An 18,257-nucleotide genomic window follows, 5' to 3' on the forward strand; every position below is an offset into this window, starting at 1 on the left:
AAGGGCTGCAGCAAATTTATTTAAGCCCGTTCAGGCTTTGACGCTGACGCCATCGTGACCGCCAGCGCCTGATGGCGCCTTGGCGACCATGACCATGGCAGGGCGCAGCACGCGACCATTGAGTGTGTAACCTTTCTGCATAACCGCTACCACGGAATCGGGCTCTGCCGTATCGCTCTCCATCATGCCCATGGCCTGATGGAATTCAGGGTTGAAGGGCTCACCCACCGGATCCAGCGCCGATACATTGAACTTCTGCAGACAGTTGGTGAAGCTCTTCAGCGTCAGTTCCACACCCTGCTTGAGTGCCGTTACCAGCTCATCATCCTTGTCCGCTGCCGCCTGCAGCGCACGCTCCAGATTGTCAATGACAGGCAACAGTTCAGAGACCAGCTTCTCCTGGCCATATTTGTGCGCTCGCTCTACATCCTGTTCGGCCCGGCGCCGAATATTTTGCATGTCAGCATGCAGGCGCAGAACTTCGCTTTGATGAGCCGCCATTTTCTCCTCCGCCTCTGCCAGGCGGTCCAGTGCCTGCTGCAGGGTCAGCCCGTCATTACCGGCCGCATCCTGCTTGTCTGCGGAGGCTTCTTGTGCGCCATCAGACTCAGTGCCGGCAGCCTGCTCGACGCCCTCGTCATTCGGCTGCAAGTTTTCTTCCTTTGTATCCTGCTTGTTGGTTTCAGGCGTTTGCTCACTCATATCTATGCAACCTCAATCCTCTGCAATCTTGATTCTGTAGCTCATCGAATTTCTGCCACGCGGGCTATCTGCTCAATATGGGGGCGTCGTGATATGATTCAAGGCATCAACACAGCGATTTTTCAAACCAGGCACTATAATCAAATTAAATGCTGATACTTCTGTCCATACGCAACTACGCCATCGCCGAGAGCCTGGATATTGAACTGTCGGCGGGCATGACCGCCATTACCGGCGAAACCGGCGCCGGCAAGTCAATCATCCTGGGGGCCATGAGCCTGATCCTCGGCGATCGTGCCGACCGCGACGCAATTCGCAGCGGCTGCGACCGTGCCGATATCACAGCCGAGTTTGATGTCTCCCGACTGACGGCAGCGCGCCAATGGCTGGCGGACAACGCTCTGGATTCGGACCATCCGGACCAGTGCCTTATCCGGCGCAGCGTATCAGCCGATGGGCGCTCAAGAGCATGGATCAATGGGGCACCAGTAACTCTGCAGTCGCTAGCCGAGCTCGGCGCTCTGCTGATGGACATACACAGCCAGCATGAGCATCACTCTCTGCTCAAGAAGGCTACCCATCAGCAGCTGCTGGATGATTACGCTGGCCATGCGCCAGCAACGACCAGGCTGCGCGAACTGGCAGAGCAGTGGCGCCAGACGCATAAAGAGCTGGAGAGCCTGCTGAATGACAGTAATGAACAGTCTGCTCAACTTGAACTTGCCCGATACCAGCTGGAGGAGCTGGACCAGCTGAACCTGCAGGACGACGAGCTGGACAGCCTCGACCAGGAACTTGATGAGTTAACTCACGCCGAATCGCGCCTGGCCAAACTGCAGGCGCTGCTTCAGCTATGTCGAGAGGATGACGAAGCCAATATTGTGCAGATGCTTCAGCACAGCCAGGCACTGGCCGCCGAATGCGGGCAGAGCAGCGCACTGCAGAATATTCAGGACATGCTCAGCACCGCCCTGATACAGGTTGAAGAGGCCGCCAGCGAGATCAACCGTCATCTGGACAGTATCGAGATCAACCCGGAACGACTGAATGAAGTAAACGAACGGCTTGGACAGATTCATCAACTGGCGCGCAAACATAAAGTCAGACCCGAGTCACTGGTCGAGATGCGGGCACAGCTGCAGCAACAACTTCAATCTCAGGCGAGCAGCGCCGAAGCAATCACTCACTTACAGGAAGCAGCCGACCGCTTGCAGCGCGAGTGGCAGGATCAGGCCAGCCAGATTAGCGCCGCGCGCTCAAAGGCAGCCGACCTTCTCTCAGAGGCCGTCAATAAGCAGCTCGCCGCACTTGCCATGCCAGACGCGCGGCTTTCAGTTGAGCTGGTCGCACAGGACAGCGCCCACCCGCAGCCCTTCGGCCTGGAACAGGCGGAGTTTCTGATCAGCACCAACACCGGGCAGTCCGCCAAACCTCTGGCCAAGATTGCCTCAGGAGGCGAATTGTCCCGCATCAGCCTGGCCATTCAGGTAATCACGGCGATGACTTCGGACACACCAACGCTGGTATTCGACGAGGTCGACGTAGGCATTGGAGGCTCTATCGCACGGACTGTTGGCAGGCTGCTCAAGCAACTTGGAGCGCGCAGTCAGGTATTGTGCGTGACCCACCAGCCGCTGGTTGCCAGCCAGGCCAATCAACACCTTTTTGTCAGCAAGCAGACGCAAGGCAATCAGACACAATCGAGTGTCTCGCTGCTGGAAGAAGAGGACAGGTTGACGGAAATCGCCAGAATGCTGGGCGGCGACAGCGGATCGAAAGGCCGGCCCAGCGAAGAGTCGCTTGCCCATGCTCGGGAACTGACGGCTATCAGTACCAGTTGAAAGAATCGTTAGGCAGATCTCAGGCAGAGCGCTGACACTCAGAGCATATGCCGTACAGGTAGAGGCTGTGATCGGTTATTTCGAAGCCAAATTCGGCGGCAATCTTGTCCTGCCGATCCTCAATGACCTCATCAAAAAACTCTTCTACACGTCCACACTTGTTGCAGACCAGGTGGTCATGGTGCTCGGCTGTGTGAAGTTCGAAAACAGAATGTCCGCCCTCGAAGCGGTGTCGCATTACCAGGCCAGCCGATTCGAACTGGGTCAGCACGCGGTACACCGTAGCCAGGCCGACTTCCTCACCAGCTTCAATCAATGCCTTGTAGACATCTTCAGCACTCATGTGGCGGGTTTCGGAACTTTCCAGCAATTGCAGAATCTTTACCCTCGGCAATGTGACTTTGAGGCCCGCTTTGCGTAGTTCCTGATTTTCTGAGGACATTTTGATTCTCGCACAGTTTTTGGCTAAAGGTGTTATCCTGCCTTGTTTTACCGCAGGCAACTGCATACGCTATTATGCACTCTAATCAGGTGAGTTAAAAGTTTGGACCCGTTATCCATGGTTGATCATATGAATACATCCCGCCATCCAAAATGGCGCTTAGCGCCAATGGCCATCATGGCATGCCTCATCCTGGGCGCGTGCTCCTCCCTGCCCGTGCCACAGTTCCCGGGGGTCTATAAGATTCCAATCGCACAGGGCAATATCATTACCCAGGAAATGGTTGACCAGCTTGAACCTGGCATGACGCCCCGGCAGGTGATCTTTGTCATGGGTTCACCGCTGGTGCGTGACCCATACAATCAGCAGCGCTGGGATTACGTCTACAATTACCAGCCAGGCGGCGGCGAACGTGGCCAGGAACGCCTGACACTGTACTTCGAAAACGATGAACTGGTCCGCTTTGAAGGCGACTTTGAGCCAGGCCCGGATGCTGCGTGGCACAGTGTCAGCGAAGCCCAGGAAGCTTCCTGAGCATTTCCACCAGCTATTCGAAACCACTCAAGCGAAGGGTTTAATTCATGATCAGCGACATCGACAAAACGCTTGAACATGCTCAGCAGATCTGTACACAACAGGGTGTGCGGCTAACCGAGAAGCGCCGTCGTGTCCTGCAGGTTGTTCTGGAATCGGCAGAGCCACTGTCCGCCTACCAGATAGCCGACAACTATAGAGATCTCTACGGAAAGACGCTGTCCGTCATGTCTGTGTATCGAATGCTTAACTTCCTCAAGGACAATGAGCTGGTCCATCGCCTGGAGACTACCAACCAGTACCTGCCATGTTCACATATCCGCTGCCAGCACGACCACGAGGTGCCGCAATTCCTGATCTGCGACAGCTGCAAGGGTGTAGAGGAAGTAGGTATCCGCAAAGAAATTCTCAGCGAGCTCAGCGCCAATATCAAAGACACTGGATTCACACTGGCCCGCCAGCAACTTGAATTCAGGGGCATATGTAGCGCCTGCCAGCGGGCTGGCGCTACACTCAAGCTCAACTGAAGAGCTGGGGGTCAGAAGAACCAGTTAAAGAGATACACCCGGCGCAGGTGTAGCATTGCTTAACTGATCCAGTGTTGGCAGCTCCGGAGCAAACTCCCGGTGACAGGTTTCACAGGTCTCAATCAGTTGCCCACCTGCACGCTGCATCAAATCTGTATTGCGACTACGCACCGCATTGACCGCACGGGCACCGTCCTGGCTCAGCTGTTCCGCCAACTCCAGCCAGCGAGGATCTGCCGCAAGCTCAGAATCGGCCTGCCCCGTGCCTGGCACTTGCAGCAACTCACCACCAAGCTGAACCTGATAGGCGAGATGCTCCAGCTCTCGAAAGTCGCGGTCAGTCTGTGGATTGTTCCAGGTAGCGGACCAGTAAGGGTCTGAGGCCTTATTGATCAAGGCAACCTTGATTGCATCAAAAGCGACCGGCAACTGGTTGACCACCGTATTGCCACCGCCATCACCGCCGCCGCCACAAGCGCTCAGTGTGGCCATCAGGGCAATCGCTGCCAAGGTTTTACCTGCAAGCTTTTCATTATTATCGTGCCGCATTTGCCAACTCCTGTCAGTTTAGGATCAATCAGTCAAACCAATGCTATGCGTAACACGCAAGCATTACAACCATTCCCCAGCCGCCCTCAGAACTGACTCGCAAAAGCCCGCAGCGCGTCAACTCCAAGCACGTCAGCCGGTGCCAGTTGCAGGTCCTGTCGTGTCACCTGCCCCAGACTGTCATTCAATGTTGCAAGATGGATATCCTCCTGCGACTTTCGCTCTGCCAGGAAACCCTGCAGACCATCTGGCAGCCGTTTATTCACCACCAGACCGGCAACATCCACGCCTGCGCGAACGAGCTGCGCATGCAGCTCTATCGTCTCCAGCACGGGCAGGCGTTCCGCCGCCAGAACGATCACAAAACCTGTCTTGCCGGCGTCGGAGAGCGCATCACGCAAGCCCGCAAAACGTTGCTTGCGACGATTTAACAGGCGCCGGATCCGGCTTTCGCGATCCTGGTCCTGCTGTGCGGGTTCATCCCCCAGCGCATTTGCGCCAACACTGGAGTCACGGGCCAGACTCTTGAGGACGGCGCTAAAGCTGTCTGCTTTGTCTCGTCTCTTGATCAAACCTTCGGTCCACGCGGACATCATTTCCGGCAATGCCATCAAGCGGGCCGTATGACCTGAAGGCGCCGTGTCAAACACCACCAGATCATAGTCCGATGCCTGTTCAATCACTTCTGCAATACGCTCCAGCATGGCAGCCTCCTGCATCCCGGGGGCATCGCGGGACAGCTCCATGTGCTTGTCAATTTCACCACTCAAATGAGCCGGCATCATACGTCGCAACGCAGCAGTTACCTCCTCAAGGTGGCGATCAACAGTCTTCTCCGGGTCCAGCTCCAGACCGTCCAGCCCTGAAGCCAGCTTTACCGGCTTGGGGCCGATGCGTCGATCAAACAGATGACCCAGATTATGGGCGGGGTCTGTCGAGACCAGCAGCACATTCTTGCCCTGGTCCGCTGCAGCCAATGCAGTCGCTGCGGAAACAGTGGTCTTCCCGACACCACCCTTACCACCAAAAAAAAGAATCTTCCGTGAGCTGGCAAGTTTCAGCAACATTTGATGTGATCCAATGGAGAGTGTTCAAGACCCATGCGATGGTGCCATTCATGGAAACGGTCGTAGACCACTGGCAGCAGTTCCAGCGTGTAGTAGGCAGCCGGATTCGGTACGCCCAATGTTTCTGCAAACACCATCAGCATAAAAAGATCGTCTTCATCTCTTTGAGCACGCGCAAACGACTGGCGATAGGGCGCCACATAAAACTCTCGCAGCCCTTTCTCCAGCTGCCTGAAAAAGCTGCCGGGCGACTCCTTACTCATGATTTCTCCGTCGATCTTCTTGCGGTGACTTTCTTCGCGCGTTTCGCCCTGAGAAGCCGGGCCTCTTTCGGATCAATGATCAATGGCCGGTACAACTCTACGCGATCGTGGTTGGCGAGCTGGTACTGCTCTGCTGTAGGGTTGCCACGGCCATCGAGCAGACGTGCATAAATCCCTACTCTGACTGTCTGCGGGTCGATTTCCGGAAACTGCTGCAACAGCCCGGAAAGCCCAACTGCCTGCCATGCAGTCGTGCCATCAGGTACCTCAAGGGACACCTTATGCTGCTGATCCGGCAATGCGTATATCACTGTTACTTCAAGCATAACTACCCGTAGAGTACCCGTGCACGTGCGATGACCGAGTCGACCTGCGAATTGGCCGAATGCTGGAAGAGCTTTTCCATAGCGGCACCCAGCAAGGATCCCGACCACTCAAAATGCATTTCCAGACTGACTTTGCAGGCCGAATCGGACAGCGAGGTAAAGCGCCATGTCGCATCAAAGCTTCGGAACGGCCCCTCAACCAGCTTCATATGCATTGACTCATTGGGCACGAGAGTATTGCGAGTAGTGAAACTGTAGCGAATTCCAGCCTTGCCCAGCGTCAGCTTACCCACCACCACATCTTCGTCACGCTCCAGAATCTCTGCCGCAATGCAGCCCTGCATGAAATTGGGATACTGTTCGATGTCGTTCACCAGCGCATACATCTGGGCGGCGGAATAATTGACCAGCGCACTGCGCTCTATGCTTACCATCCTCCGGCTCCCGGCTAGCCCGCCAAAAAGGCAATCAGATCAATAGCGAAATACTTCGCCGCCACTGAATTGATGAATACAAACAACAGCACGACAGGCACGAAGGTACGCAAAGAGAATGTCAGATAGCGGGCCAGCCCCGAACTGCTGAAACCCGCATCGCCAGAGCTTAGCTCGGCGGCAAAACCGTCACGCCAGCGATAGGCGCAGATGATACAGGCAAAGAAACCAACCAGCGGCAGAATCACTTCAGAGAAGGTATCCGCGATCAGATCGAACAATGACTTCGGACCACCGCCATAGGGGATAAAATCCGTCAGCATCGGTGACATGCCGAATGACAGCGCCGCCAGCACGGCACACAGAGTCACCAGTGTTGCCTGCACTAGCACTGCCTTGCGACGTGAGAAATTCAACTCGTCAATCATGTAAGCAATCGGGATCTCCAGGATCGACACCAGAGAAGTTACGGCAGCAAAAAACACAAGTGCAAAAAACACCGTGGCCACCATGCTGGCGCCAAAGTAACCGACCGCCTCCTGCATGGACAGGAATATCTGCGGCAGATAGGTAAAGATCAATCCCACGCTGCTGGTAGACAGATCATCCGGATCAGTGGCGGGATTGAAAGCAAAGATTGCTGGCAATATCAGCAGGCCTGCCATAAAGGCAACCGAGGTGTCAGCGATGGCAACCATCTTGCCTGAATTGGGGATATTGTCCTCCCGGCTGAAATAGGAGCCGTAAGTAATCATGATACCCATGCCCAGAGACAGCGAGAAGAATGCCTGATTCAAAGCGGCATTGATCACCTGACCATTCAGGCGACTGAAGTCAGGCACCAGGTAGTACTGTACCCCGAGCATTGCATCATCGAGTGTCATGACAAAAAGTATAAGTCCCACCAGCATTAAGGCCAGAGTAGGCATCAGCACACGTGCGAGCCTCTCGATGCCTCCTTTGACGCCGCCGAGCAGCACTCCGAACACGAGAATCTGAAGCAGTACAAACCAGGGGAAAATGCCTGGGGACCCAATCATTTCTCCAAATGCGGCATCGGTAGCGAGCTCCGACAGACCACCGGTCAGCGCACGAAACAGAAATATGAGAATCCATACTGTCACGACCGTGTAGAAAACGGCGATCATGAATGGAGTGACTATGGCCAGTTTTCCCGCCCAACGCCAGCCAGTGCTATTGTTGGTCAGGGCAGAAAATGCGCCAACCGGGTTTCGCCGTGTATGGCGCCCGATAGCGATTTCAGCCAGCAATACCGGGAAACAGATCAAGGCGACGAAGAGAATATAGACCATCAGGAAGACAGCACCGCCGTTTTTCGATGCCATGACCGGGAATGCAACCAGATTGCCCAGACCAACTGCCGAACCTGCTGCCGCCAGCACGAAACCCAGGCGTGAACTGAACTGACCCCGATCTATTGCCATGATGTGTCCTCTTGTTGTTGATCTGCGGATTTTAGGGAGTCTGCCCAGCAACCGCAAATATAGGCCGGCAATTTTAGCGAAGGCATGGAAATAAATGTATAATCCGCCGCCATGGCCAAAGCAAAGAAATCCAAAGTCCCCGATACTACCATTGTCCGCAATAAAAAGGCGCTCCACGACTATTTTGTGGAAGACACTTTTGAAGCCGGTATGGCACTGGAAGGCTGGGAAGTAAAAAGTCTGCGCGAGGGGAAAGTGCAGCTGGTGGACAGCTATGTCATTCTGAAAGATGGCGAGGCATCCATTATCGGCTGTCGCATTAACCCGCTGAACAGCGCCAGCACACATGTAGTTGCCGATCCGGATCGCACCCGCAAGCTGCTATTGCACAAGAAGGAGCTCGCACGGATGTTCTCCAGCGTGCAGCAGAAGGGCCACACCTGCATCGCCACCAAGCTTTACTGGAAGGGACACTTGGTCAAGTGTCAGGTAGCGCTGGCAAAAGGCAAGAAGGATCACGATAAGCGTGACACGATCAAGGATCGCGAATGGGCGATTCAGAAACAGCGTGTCGTTCGCCATCAGAACCGTTGAAGCCCGGACACTGATTAATCCATGAGAACCCAGCCCTTCAAGGTGGCGATATTCGACTGGGACGGCACCGTTGTCGACTCCGTCGAACACATCACTGACTGCCTGCATCACGCCGCCACTACCATTGGCTTTCCAGCGCTGGAGCGGGCCGCTTACCGTAACATCATCGGCCTGGGGCTCGTAGAGGCACTGAAACAGCTTTATCCCGGCATAACAGCTGAGCAGATGGGCAGCATGCGTGAGGCCTATAGCCGGCATTTTATGGCAACCTCTGCTGCAAATCAGCGCGTATTTCCCGGGATTACCGGCATTCTGGAAGCACTGCACAGCAGCAACCGCCTCTGCGCCATCGCCACCGGTAAAAGCCGCCGCGGACTCGATCTCGCTCTGCAGGCCAGCGGGCTGGCACACTGGTTTCACCTCAGTCGCTGTGCGGATGAAACACGCTCCAAACCGGATCCCGCAATGCTGCTGGAAATACTGGCACACTTCCAGATCGAGCCAGATGAGGCGGTCATGATCGGAGATACTGTCTACGACCTGGCCATGGCAGAGGCAATTGGTATGCCCGCCATCGGCGTGACCTGGGGCGTTCATGAGTCCGAAGCCCTGGCGGCGCACAAGCCCATCGCGATCACTGGCGACATGGCAGAGCTTCAGGCCCTGCTGCGCTGACAACCACCCACGGTGAAATAAATCAACGGGCTTACCTGTCTTATGTGATACACTGAAAGTCATTTCGGGGCTGATTTGGATTCGACGCCGGTATCAAAATCCGAGGTGCATGCCGAGAGGGTATAGACTCTCGTAAATCAATCTATGCAACTTCTATAGTTGCCAACGACGAAAACTACGCTCTCGCAGCCTAAATAGAGCCGCGAGCGATTGCCACCGGGATGCCTGTAAACCAGTGATCGCAATCGTCATATAGAACAGGATCGCTGTGGAGTGTGCCTGGCGCAAAGCAGCTAAAACTCACCAGGCTCGCCCAAACCGCCCTGCCCGTCGGGCCGGTACGGGTTAACTCAATAGACGACGCTAAGCATGTAGATCCGAGGACAGCGGACTGACGGACGCGGGTTCAACTCCCGCCAGCTCCACCAATTGAAAAGCAAAGGGGCGGTATCTCGCGATACCGCCCCTTTGCTTTTTCAACCAGGGATATGCGCGCTGTTGATCTCAATACGCCCGGGATCACAAAACGGCAGGACAGCCGTTTTGGACGCCGCTTGCCGGCGGTGCGAAGCACCGAGCGCCAGGGAAGGCGCGAGTCCACTCCCGCCAGCCAAAATTCTTGGCGCCGTCCGGTATCGGGACATCTGACAGCAGCTCACTTTATCTTGTTCCAGCGCCCGTTTAACGTTCTTTGAGATTCCCCACAAAAGTTTTGTGATCAATGATCGATATTACCGAATAACAACACCGAGAACCTGTTGCGGAGACAATTGTGTTTAATATTGGCAACAACAAACAAAAAGCAGCCGAACTCGAGGCACAACTGAAATCTCAGCGCAATTTCATCACAGCAATCGAAACGCACCTGGCCTGTATCGAGTTTTCACCACAGGGCACAATTCTGCACGCCAGTCCTCGCTTTCTCAAGGTGGTTGGATATACGCTGGAGGAAGTCAAAGATCAGCATCATCGAATCTTCTGCAGCCCGGAATACACCAGCAGCGACGCTTATGGTGACTTCTGGAAGCGGCTCGCCAGTGGCCACTCTCATCACGGTAATTTTCAGAGATTTCACAAAGATGGCAGCACCTTGTGGGTGGAGGCTACCTATTTTCCAGTGCTTGAAAACAATCAGGTAATCAAGATTGTAAAAATTGCCAAAGACGTCACCAGTCAAACCCGTCAAAAGCGCGAATATGAGGCATTGCTAAAAGCACTGGATAGCTCACAGGCAGTTATCGAGTTCAACCCTGATGGCACCGTTATCACAGCAAACGCTTTGTTTCTGGCTACCATGAAATACAAGTTGCACGACATCGTCGGCAAGCATCATCGCATGTTTTGCGATGACCGGTTCTATCGTGACAACCCTGACTTCTGGGACCGGCTCGCAAAAGGCAGATTTGAATCCGGTCAGTTCATGCGCTTTGATAGCCAGGGCAGGGAAATTCATCTCGAAGCAAGCTATAACCCGGTGTTCGGAGAAAGCGGCGAAGTAGTTAAAGTAGTAAAGTTCGCATCTGATGTCAGCGACAAAGCCAATCAACGCAAGGCAATTATGCAAACCTCACAAGTTGCTGCAGAAGTTTCAACCGAGAATGCTTCGGCCTGGGTAAAGTGCAGCGAACTATTTCACGAAGTTGTAGGCAATACAAACCGAATTGTGGACGAGCTATCCTCCACTTCCGATATTCTGGCCAAGTTAGACACTCAGTCACGGGAAATATCTAAAATCGTCAATACTATCCGTGGCATTGCGGATCAGACCAATTTGCTGGCCCTGAATGCAGCCATCGAAGCCGCACGCGCCGGTGATCATGGCCGTGGATTTGCTGTTGTTGCAGATGAGGTGCGGCAACTGGCATCTCGCACCAGCAGCTCCACGCTTGAAATAGAAAATGTCGTGGACACCAACAACGGGCTGACCGGCGTTATCCTGGAACGAATAAACACTATCTGCATTGACTCCAACCAGGAGCAGGAACTGATCAGCCAGGTAACCTCTGTTTTTGATAGCATCAAAAAGTCGTCTGATCGAGTCAACCAGGCAATGGCAGAGTTGGGCGCAATAAACTGACAACAGCGGAAATGTGACTTCCCTGGGCTGGTTTATTATCACCCATTGCCCGTGTCAGGCGTTGAGCACCTCTTGCGTTGGCCCAGGCGGCACGGTCTTTTGCCTAGCCCTACGACACTGGCGCTTTCAGCCAGTCAGTATCTCGAATCTATCGCTATGTTGTGGTTGCCCGCGAACGGCGGCATAGTCGTGCGGGTGATTGATATTGGCAAACTGAACAGCATCGACCCCTGGTAATCGCACCTCGACTACAGGCTTATGTTCCAGCCAGCGGTGAACGGAGCGGCCGCCAGCATCCAGCCAGTCACGCAGATCAGCTCGCCAGTGCCCCGGATTCAACGCCAGGCACAAAGGCTGCCGCTGTGTGCCATCGTGCAACACCGCTATTGTGTCCGGTGAGCACAGGCTGCTCACCAGCTCTAGCGGCAGCAGCGCAGGCAGCAACGGCATATCACAGGGAACAATCACCAAGGGTATGTTGCCTGAGGCGACCGCCAAGATTGACTCAATGCCGCCCAGAGGCCCCACACGCACCGGTCTCAGGTCAGCAACTACAATCCCCGGCATGCGCCCGTAGATGCTCAGGTTTCGGTTTGCGCTGATAATCACAGAAGTATCTGGCAAGCCGGGACAGCGAAATCGATCCGCAAGCATCTCGACAAATGTGACCTGACGCTCTAGCAGGCGCAGGCCGAGCAGACCTTTATCCTGCCCGCCCATTCGCTGCCCGGCGCCGCCACAAAGAATCGCCAGATCGTATCGGCCGTTGCCGTCAAACATTCAGAACCGCGCCTCTGCCATCAACCAGAACTTGCTGGTATCCCGGGCGAACTGCTCCGCCTGATAACGCGCGTACTTGGCTGTCAGCGTGTAACGCGTGCCGAAGGCTCGGCCAAGCTGAATATTCCACTCTTTACCGTAGTCAAGGCCAGAAACATCCGCCTGATAGTCATGATGATGCAACTGCAGAGCAAATCCTGCGACGACACCCGATACGCTGAACTGGTTATCCCGCATGCCGGCAGTGGGCGTCGTCAGAAATTTATCTGCCCAGCCCTGAAAAGCGTGCAGTGTCGCCAGTGGCGTCTGCATGGCAACGCCAGCACTGCTGTCCGCGCCCAGCGACTCATGCGCCCAGCCAATCCGCCATCCGGCATGTGTAAGCCCCAGGCCCGCATGATGGTAATTCACGTCAAAACTGGCCGGGTTATTGGCTGCATCCGTTTGCTGTGCAACTTCAGCTCTATAATCCAGCCGCAGATTCTCTCTGGCATCAAACGCCCCGCTGACGATCAGACCCGTGGTTGCAGAGGACAATGCAGCTGCATCGTCGAAATCCAGCGCGATATGATAGGCAGCCACATCAATAGCCGGGCTGACCGTCCAGCGTGCGTTCAGAATATGATGATCGCTGTCCAGCGATGCTGCCGGCACACCTGACTCGGGTCCAAAGATACGTTGAGTATCGTCAACCCAGGCGTAGTTGAGCTGCACCTGCTCAGCGGGTTTATAAGCAACATCAATGGCATCGTAGGTCTGTTCGTTCTGACGCCAGCCGACGCCACCAATCATTCGCTGATTTTCCCGCAGCAGGCGCTGTCGGCCTGCCGTCACGGTCAGCCGGTCACGTTCCAGTCGCAACGCAGCCTGATTAAGATCGGTCCCGTCCGGATCAACAATGACTGGTCGCATTATCATGCCATTACGAGTGTTGTTGAAGCTGTCGTCACCCAGATAACTGACATTGTCCACTTCCACCAATAGCGACAGGCTTTGCCAGCTTCCACTTCGATACGTCAGTCGGGTACGCAGCGTATTGGCCACTGCATCTCTGGGCAGAGCATCGTCGTCAACCTGTTCACTTCGCGCCCTGAATGAAATTGACGTGCTACCTTGCGCCAGCGCTTCGGCGACACTGTCTGAATCTGCAGCGCCTGCCAATGCTGGCGCTGTTGTCAGCATCATGGCAGCAGCGACGTTTCTGCCCAGTGCCATTTTGCTGCGAGACACCTGATGCGATGCCTGTTCAACGGCAGCCCTCGCTTGCTGGGCCAGGGTGATCACTTTGCCCACCACCAGCAGGCAGGGTGTCTGAAGATTGTGCTGTTTTGCCATTTGCTCGATTTCCTTAAGTTTGCAAGTAATAGTTCTCTGATGTGCGTAGCTTCCGTTCTCGATTAGCGCGGCCGGTGTATCGGGCGACATGCCATGAGAGCCAAGGTTCTTCTGAATTCGCTGCAGGGAACTCAGCCCCATGTAAAAGACAAGCGTGCGTTGCGGATCTGCAGCCAGCGAAGCCCAGTCGGTGTCATCCCCATCGTCACTGTGGTGAGCGGTCGTCAGGCAAACGCTATCGGCGACCTTACGCTGTGTCAGCGGAAAGCCCGATGCCGCTGCACAGGCAGCCGCAGCTGTGATTCCCGGCACGACATGTACGGGGACCCCCGCTGCGCGCAGAGTCAACATTTCCTCGCCGCCGCGACCGAAAATAAATGGATCACCGCCCTTTAGCCGGACCACTTTGCAACCACGGCGGGCATGCTTGACCAGCAGCGCCTCGATTTCGTGTTGGGGCACCCGATGAAAGCCCGGCCGTTTACCAACATCCAGCATGACGGCGTCATCGCGCGCCTCTTTTAATAACTGTGGCGAGACCAGACGATCATAGACCAACACGTCCGCCTCTCGGATCAGGCGTAAACCACGCACGCTGATCAGCTCCGGGTCGCCCGGGCCTGCGCCAACCAACCACACCTCACCTACCCTGTGAATATCACTCTGTACTAGTGACAACATACCGCCTCCTCGGCTTCAGCCGGCTGGTTCTCAGCCAATAATCTTTTGATCTCTGGTATGCAGGAACCACAATTGGTACCCGCCCGACAGCATGAGCCTACTTTTTCAACTTCGTCACAACCCGCATCAATCGCAGCCATAACAGTACTTTGATAAACGTTGTGGCAGCTGCAGACCAGGGGTCCGGCTTGTTGTGCAGACTGGTCGGCAGGAATACCCAGCAGTAGCGCCGGCATCGACATGCTCGTTGCAGCAGCGTCCTCTGCCAGCAGTGCGTCAAGCAACCAGGATTCGTCGATCTGTGGAGGCTGGGGGGCTTTGGCAAACCACAGCTGAGCACCGTTTTCACCAGTACCCAGCAATCGCAGGTGTTCGCCGTCATCATCCTCCACTTCCGTCCAGGCTGTGACATGCTCACCCCACAGTGTCCGGCACGTATTCATACTGACAGGTTCGGTGCCTGCCAGCGTTACCACCTGCCAGTCACCCATTTGTCGCCGGCTCCAATATTTATTCTCAGGTAGTGGCTGCTCCGTCCTGGTAATAAGCAGGGCATACCAGTCAACTTCTACAGCCTGCAGCATCACCGGTATCTGCTTGAATGCCGGCTGACCCGAGAACGGATCTACGCGAGAAGGCGCCAGAGCACCCACTCTTGCCTGACTGGCAAAACAATCATTCCAGTGAATGGGCATAAAGGCGGACCCGGCTTTCTGCCCTGGCTGCGGACGCGCGCGAACGACGCAATTCCCCTGGGCGCTGGACACTCTGACAATCGCGCCATCAGTAATATTCAGCTCTGCCATATCCTCAGGGTTCAGCTCAACAAATGGCTCTGAGATATGTCGCTGCAGCCGGGAGCTGAGACCTGTGCGTGTCATCGTGTGCCATTGATCACGGATGCGGCCGGTGTTGAGCACGAACGGGAAATCGACATCAGTCACATCAAGCGTTGCCGGGATGTTGACCGGTACAACATTGGCGCGGCCATCGCGGGTAAAAAAGCGGCCATCAGCAAGCATTCTTGATGTGCCCTGCAGTTGTGTCAGAAAAACGCTTGCCTGGTGAGCAGGGACGGGCCACTGAATAGGTGTCAGCTGGTCGTACTCGGCATTGGACAGTGTGGCTAGCGCACCGATATCAAAATCGCGGCTGCCGTTGTTCTGATGACCGGACAGGGCTGCGTGCTCTCGAAAGATATCGGCTGCGCAGTGGTAATCGAAGGCGTGTCCATAGCCAAGCTTTTCGGCCACCCGACTGATAATCTGCCAGTCCGGCAAAGCCTGGCCAGATAATGGTAGAAAGGCGCGTTGTCGCGAGATACACCGTTCCGAGTTGGTGACGGTACCATTCTTTTCACCCCATGCTGCTGCAGGCAATTGAATGTGCGCCAGACGCAGCGTGTCTGTATCCGCAACACAGTCAGACACCACTACATGATCACATCCGGCAAGGGCGCGAATAATCGTGTCTGATTCGGGCAGGGACACGACCGGATTGGTTGCCATGATCCAGATAAATTTTATTTTGCCATCGGCGACTGCGCGGAACATGTCCACCGCTTTTAGTCCGGGTTTCTCTGGCAGTTTGTCGCTGCGCCAGAATTCACCTACCAGCGCGCGATGCTCTGTATTGTCAATGTCCATGTGCGCAGCGAGCATATTGGCAAGGCCGCCGACCTCGCGCCCACCCATGGCATTGGGCTGCCCAGTGATGGAGAACGGGCTGCTGCCAGGCTTTCCAACACGGCCCGTGACAAGGTGGCAGTAAAGAATCAGACTGGCCTGATCAACGCCATGCGCAGACTGATTAATGCCCTGGGAGAACACGGTTACTGTGGACTGCGTTTGCGCAAATTTCTGATAAAACGCCGCAAGCTCCTCAGCTGTCAAACCACAGCGGCCGGCTATCTCACCAAGGTTGCCGCTGCGCGCCTGACTTGCAGCGATCATGTCATCCATGCCATTGGTATGCTGGTCAATGTACTGACGGTCTAGCGCATCATGAGTACCAAGATAGGCAAGCAAGCCGTCAAACAGCCACACATCACTGCCAGGTGCAATCTGCAAATGCAGGTCAGCCTGTTCTGCTGTCACGGTGCGTCTTGGATCGATGACAACTATCGTCATTTCCGGACGTTGCTGTTTGGCCGCCATCAGTCGTTGAAATACCACTGGGTGTGTCCATGCCATATTGGACCCGGTCAACACGACCAGGTCAGCCAGTTCCAGATCCTCATAGCATCCCGGCACTGTATCACTGCCGAATACCCGTTTATGCGCTGCCACCGCTGTCGACATACACAGACGACTGTTGGTATCAATATTGGCGGAGCCCAGAAAGCCTTTGATCAGCTTGTTGGCAACATAATAGTCTTCAGTCAACAATTGACCTGATACATAAAACGCAACCGATTCAGGCCCGTAACGCTTGAGTGTTTTTTCCAGCCGTTTGGCAACTTCGGAGGTCGCATGATCCCAACTGGCCAGCAGACCGTCTACTCGAGGCTGCAGCAGTCGGCTCTGCGATCCAAGAGTCTCTGCCAATGCGCTGCCTTTGACACACAGCCTGCCGCCGTTGGCCGGGTGCTGCGTGTCTCCAAGCAATTCACTGGATTTCGAATCCATTTGAAGACCGCATCCCACACCACAGTAGGGGCATGTCGTTCTGATACTGTTCATGAGGCAGCCCGGCTTGACGGCGCCAACAGCGTGGCAGGATTGGAATCAGCCTTGCACCCATCTTCGATCATACGCAGATAGTGACTGCTGTCTCCTATGTCTCCAAACATCACAGCCCCAACCAGCTGACTGCCACGCCACCAGAGACGTCGATAATGGCCAGTGCGACCATCACGCATTGCCATGCTGCGCAAGGGGGCACTGTTGTCCGGTGACGCCAGCATGCCAGCAGAGAAAACGTCCACACCGCTGACTTTTAAGCGTGTTGGCAGCGGCTGACGCTGGTAATGAGGGAGCACACTGGCATGGTTGTCGACATCAGGCGAGATTCTCTCAGTGCCAGTTGTCGCTTTATATAGCAGCACTGCGGAAAGAATGTCGGCCTGCTGATAGATTGGCGCTACCAGCCCAAACATTTCACTTTCAATCTGGCAACATTCACCCAGAGCGAATACACGCTCATCACTGGTCTGCAACCACTTATCAACGACTATTGCACGCTCTACTACCAGGTCCAACTGACGCGCCAGCGATACCTCCGGAATAATGCCCAGCGCCATGACGGCGGTAGTACACGGCAGGCGCCGGCCGTCAGCGAGTAACAATGCAGAGACAGTCTCACCCGTGGCGTCCGCCTCGAATCTCACGCAGTTTGCTTCTGGATTAAAACCGATTCCACGCTGCTGCAGCGTGCGCCGAAGCAATTCACCAGCTTCACCATCCAGTTGGCGATTCATTGGCCAGGATTCATTGTGCACGACAGTCACTTGCATGCCGCGAGCCTGCAGCGCACACGCCGCTTCCAGGCCAAGCAGACCGCCACCAACCACCACAGCATTTTTGTCAGATTCTGGATTGCCAGCGTCTCGCGAGCGGGCGATAAGCTGCTTTGCCTCCTGGAGCGTACGCAGCGTCATGACGCCATCAAGATCAGTACCGGGGATAGGTAAGCGTGCCGCACGCGAACCAGTTGCCAGAACCAGATAGTCCCAATTCAGTTTCCGTCCACTTTCAGTGGTGGCGCTCTGTGTGTCCAGTTCGATGCTACTGACTGCATCACCGGCGATCAGCTGTATATCATGTTGGCGATACCAGCTCCGGTCCTGCATGGCCAGTGCGGCTTCATCCGATTCTCCGGCAAGCAAGGATGACAGCAGGACGCGGTTGTAGCCGCCAAGCTTCTCGTCGCCAACGATGGTTATGGCAAATTGCCCCGGAGACTTTTCTTCAAGATCGCGGACCAGCCGGGTCGCGGCCATGCCATGTCCAACAATCAGCAGTCGCTTTCTGGATGAGACCAACAT

The 18,257-nt window shown here is 55.2% G+C and carries 18 protein-coding genes and 1 other RNA gene; 7 read left to right on the forward strand and 12 right to left on the reverse strand.

Annotation, left to right across the window (positions count from 1 at the left end; translation table 11 throughout):
• Positions 1-30: 30 nt before the first annotated feature.
• Positions 31-702: a nucleotide exchange factor GrpE gene (grpE, locus tag LVD14_RS00075; protein WP_237131995.1), complete on the reverse strand. Its 672-nt coding sequence runs from the start codon at positions 700-702 to the stop codon at positions 31-33.
• 149 nt (positions 703-851) lie between these two features.
• Here grpE and recN point away from each other — a divergent pair, with 149 nt between their 5' ends.
• The gene (gene recN, locus LVD14_RS00080) at positions 852-2,543 is read left to right on the forward strand and encodes a DNA repair protein RecN (RefSeq protein ID WP_237131996.1); all 1,692 of its coding nucleotides are present in this window, start codon (positions 852-854) and stop codon (positions 2,541-2,543) included.
• Between the two features lie 19 nt (positions 2,544-2,562).
• On the opposite strand, the gene fur is transcribed toward recN, so the two are convergent.
• On the reverse strand, positions 2,563-2,985 hold the full coding sequence (fur, locus tag LVD14_RS00085) for a ferric iron uptake transcriptional regulator (protein WP_237131997.1): 423 nt from the start codon (positions 2,983-2,985) through the stop codon (positions 2,563-2,565).
• 129 nt (positions 2,986-3,114) lie between these two features.
• Here fur and LVD14_RS15595 point away from each other — a divergent pair, with 129 nt between their 5' ends.
• Both LVD14_RS15595 and LVD14_RS00095 read left to right on the forward strand, forming a co-directional pair.
• On the forward strand, positions 3,115-3,519 hold the full coding sequence (locus tag LVD14_RS15595) for an outer membrane protein assembly factor BamE (protein WP_411268238.1): 405 nt from the start codon (positions 3,115-3,117) through the stop codon (positions 3,517-3,519).
• A 47-nt stretch (positions 3,520-3,566) separates the two neighbouring features.
• A complete protein-coding gene (locus tag LVD14_RS00095; protein ID WP_237131998.1) occupies positions 3,567-4,046 on the forward strand; it encodes a Fur family transcriptional regulator in 480 nt (159 codons plus the stop codon).
• A 24-nt stretch (positions 4,047-4,070) separates the two neighbouring features.
• Here the strand turns inward: LVD14_RS00095 and LVD14_RS00100 are convergent, their stop codons facing one another.
• The 6 genes from LVD14_RS00100 to LVD14_RS00125 all read right to left on the reverse strand — a co-directional run bounded on the left by LVD14_RS00100 (position 4,071) and on the right by LVD14_RS00125 (position 8,130).
• On the reverse strand, positions 4,071-4,595 hold the full coding sequence (locus tag LVD14_RS00100) for a hypothetical protein (protein ID WP_237131999.1): 525 nt from the start codon (positions 4,593-4,595) through the stop codon (positions 4,071-4,073).
• Between the two features lie 86 nt (positions 4,596-4,681).
• Positions 4,682-5,662, reverse strand: a complete 981-nt coding sequence (locus LVD14_RS00105; protein WP_237132000.1) for an ArsA family ATPase — start codon at positions 5,660-5,662, stop codon at positions 4,682-4,684.
• Entirely contained in the window at positions 5,653-5,925 is a 273-nt protein-coding gene (locus tag LVD14_RS00110) for a cory-CC-star protein (protein WP_237132001.1), read from the reverse strand. The genes LVD14_RS00105 and LVD14_RS00110 overlap by 10 nt, the downstream gene beginning before the upstream one ends.
• On the reverse strand, positions 5,922-6,251 hold the full coding sequence (locus LVD14_RS00115; RefSeq protein WP_237132002.1) for an RnfH family protein: 330 nt from the start codon (positions 6,249-6,251) through the stop codon (positions 5,922-5,924). Before LVD14_RS00115 ends, LVD14_RS00110 begins: the two co-directional genes overlap by 4 nt.
• Positions 6,252-6,253: 2 nt before the next feature.
• Positions 6,254-6,685 carry a type II toxin-antitoxin system RatA family toxin gene (locus tag LVD14_RS00120; RefSeq protein WP_237132003.1) on the reverse strand — a complete coding sequence of 144 codons (432 nt, stop codon included), beginning with the start codon at positions 6,683-6,685 and terminating at the stop codon, positions 6,254-6,256.
• A gap of 14 nt (positions 6,686-6,699) precedes the next feature.
• Positions 6,700-8,130, reverse strand: a complete 1,431-nt coding sequence (locus tag LVD14_RS00125; protein ID WP_237132004.1) for a sodium-dependent transporter — start codon at positions 8,128-8,130, stop codon at positions 6,700-6,702.
• A gap of 111 nt (positions 8,131-8,241) precedes the next feature.
• On the opposite strand from LVD14_RS00125, the gene smpB reads away from it, so the two are divergent.
• From smpB to LVD14_RS15410, 4 genes are all read left to right on the forward strand, one after another.
• A complete protein-coding gene (smpB, locus tag LVD14_RS00130) occupies positions 8,242-8,724 on the forward strand; it encodes an SsrA-binding protein SmpB (RefSeq protein ID WP_237132005.1) in 483 nt (160 codons plus the stop codon).
• 21 nt (positions 8,725-8,745) lie between these two features.
• Positions 8,746-9,399 (forward strand): HAD family hydrolase, encoded by a 654-nt coding sequence (locus LVD14_RS00135; RefSeq protein WP_237132006.1) that lies wholly within the window; start codon positions 8,746-8,748, stop codon positions 9,397-9,399.
• A gap of 66 nt (positions 9,400-9,465) precedes the next feature.
• Positions 9,466-9,827, forward strand: a transfer-messenger RNA (tmRNA) gene (gene ssrA / locus LVD14_RS00140).
• Between the two features lie 344 nt (positions 9,828-10,171).
• Positions 10,172-11,476, forward strand: coding sequence for a PAS domain-containing methyl-accepting chemotaxis protein (locus LVD14_RS15410; RefSeq protein WP_317622666.1), 1,305 nt, complete (start codon positions 10,172-10,174; stop codon positions 11,474-11,476).
• 126 nt (positions 11,477-11,602) lie between these two features.
• Here the strand turns inward: LVD14_RS15410 and LVD14_RS00155 are convergent, their stop codons facing one another.
• Genes LVD14_RS00155 through LVD14_RS00170 form a run of 4 tightly spaced genes read right to left on the reverse strand, consistent with a single transcriptional unit; the run spans position 11,603 to position 18,257 of the window.
• Entirely contained in the window at positions 11,603-12,256 is a 654-nt protein-coding gene (locus tag LVD14_RS00155) for a molybdenum cofactor guanylyltransferase (protein WP_237132007.1), read from the reverse strand.
• Positions 12,257-14,272, reverse strand: a complete 2,016-nt coding sequence (gene cobA, locus LVD14_RS00160) for a uroporphyrinogen-III C-methyltransferase (protein WP_237132008.1) — start codon at positions 14,270-14,272, stop codon at positions 12,257-12,259. It lies immediately after the preceding gene.
• Positions 14,260-16,953 carry a nitrate reductase gene (locus tag LVD14_RS00165; protein WP_272907144.1) on the reverse strand — a complete coding sequence of 898 codons (2,694 nt, stop codon included), beginning with the start codon at positions 16,951-16,953 and terminating at the stop codon, positions 14,260-14,262. The genes cobA and LVD14_RS00165 overlap by 13 nt, the downstream gene beginning before the upstream one ends.
• Complete coding sequence (locus LVD14_RS00170) at positions 16,950-18,257, reverse strand: NAD(P)/FAD-dependent oxidoreductase (RefSeq protein ID WP_237132010.1); 1,308 nt, start codon at positions 18,255-18,257, stop codon at positions 16,950-16,952. Before LVD14_RS00170 ends, LVD14_RS00165 begins: the two co-directional genes overlap by 4 nt.

Origin of the sequence: Pseudohongiella sp. O18, from assembly GCF_021729085.1 — a bacterium.
Classification (GTDB): Bacteria; Pseudomonadota; Gammaproteobacteria; order Pseudomonadales; family Pseudohongiellaceae; genus Pseudohongiella.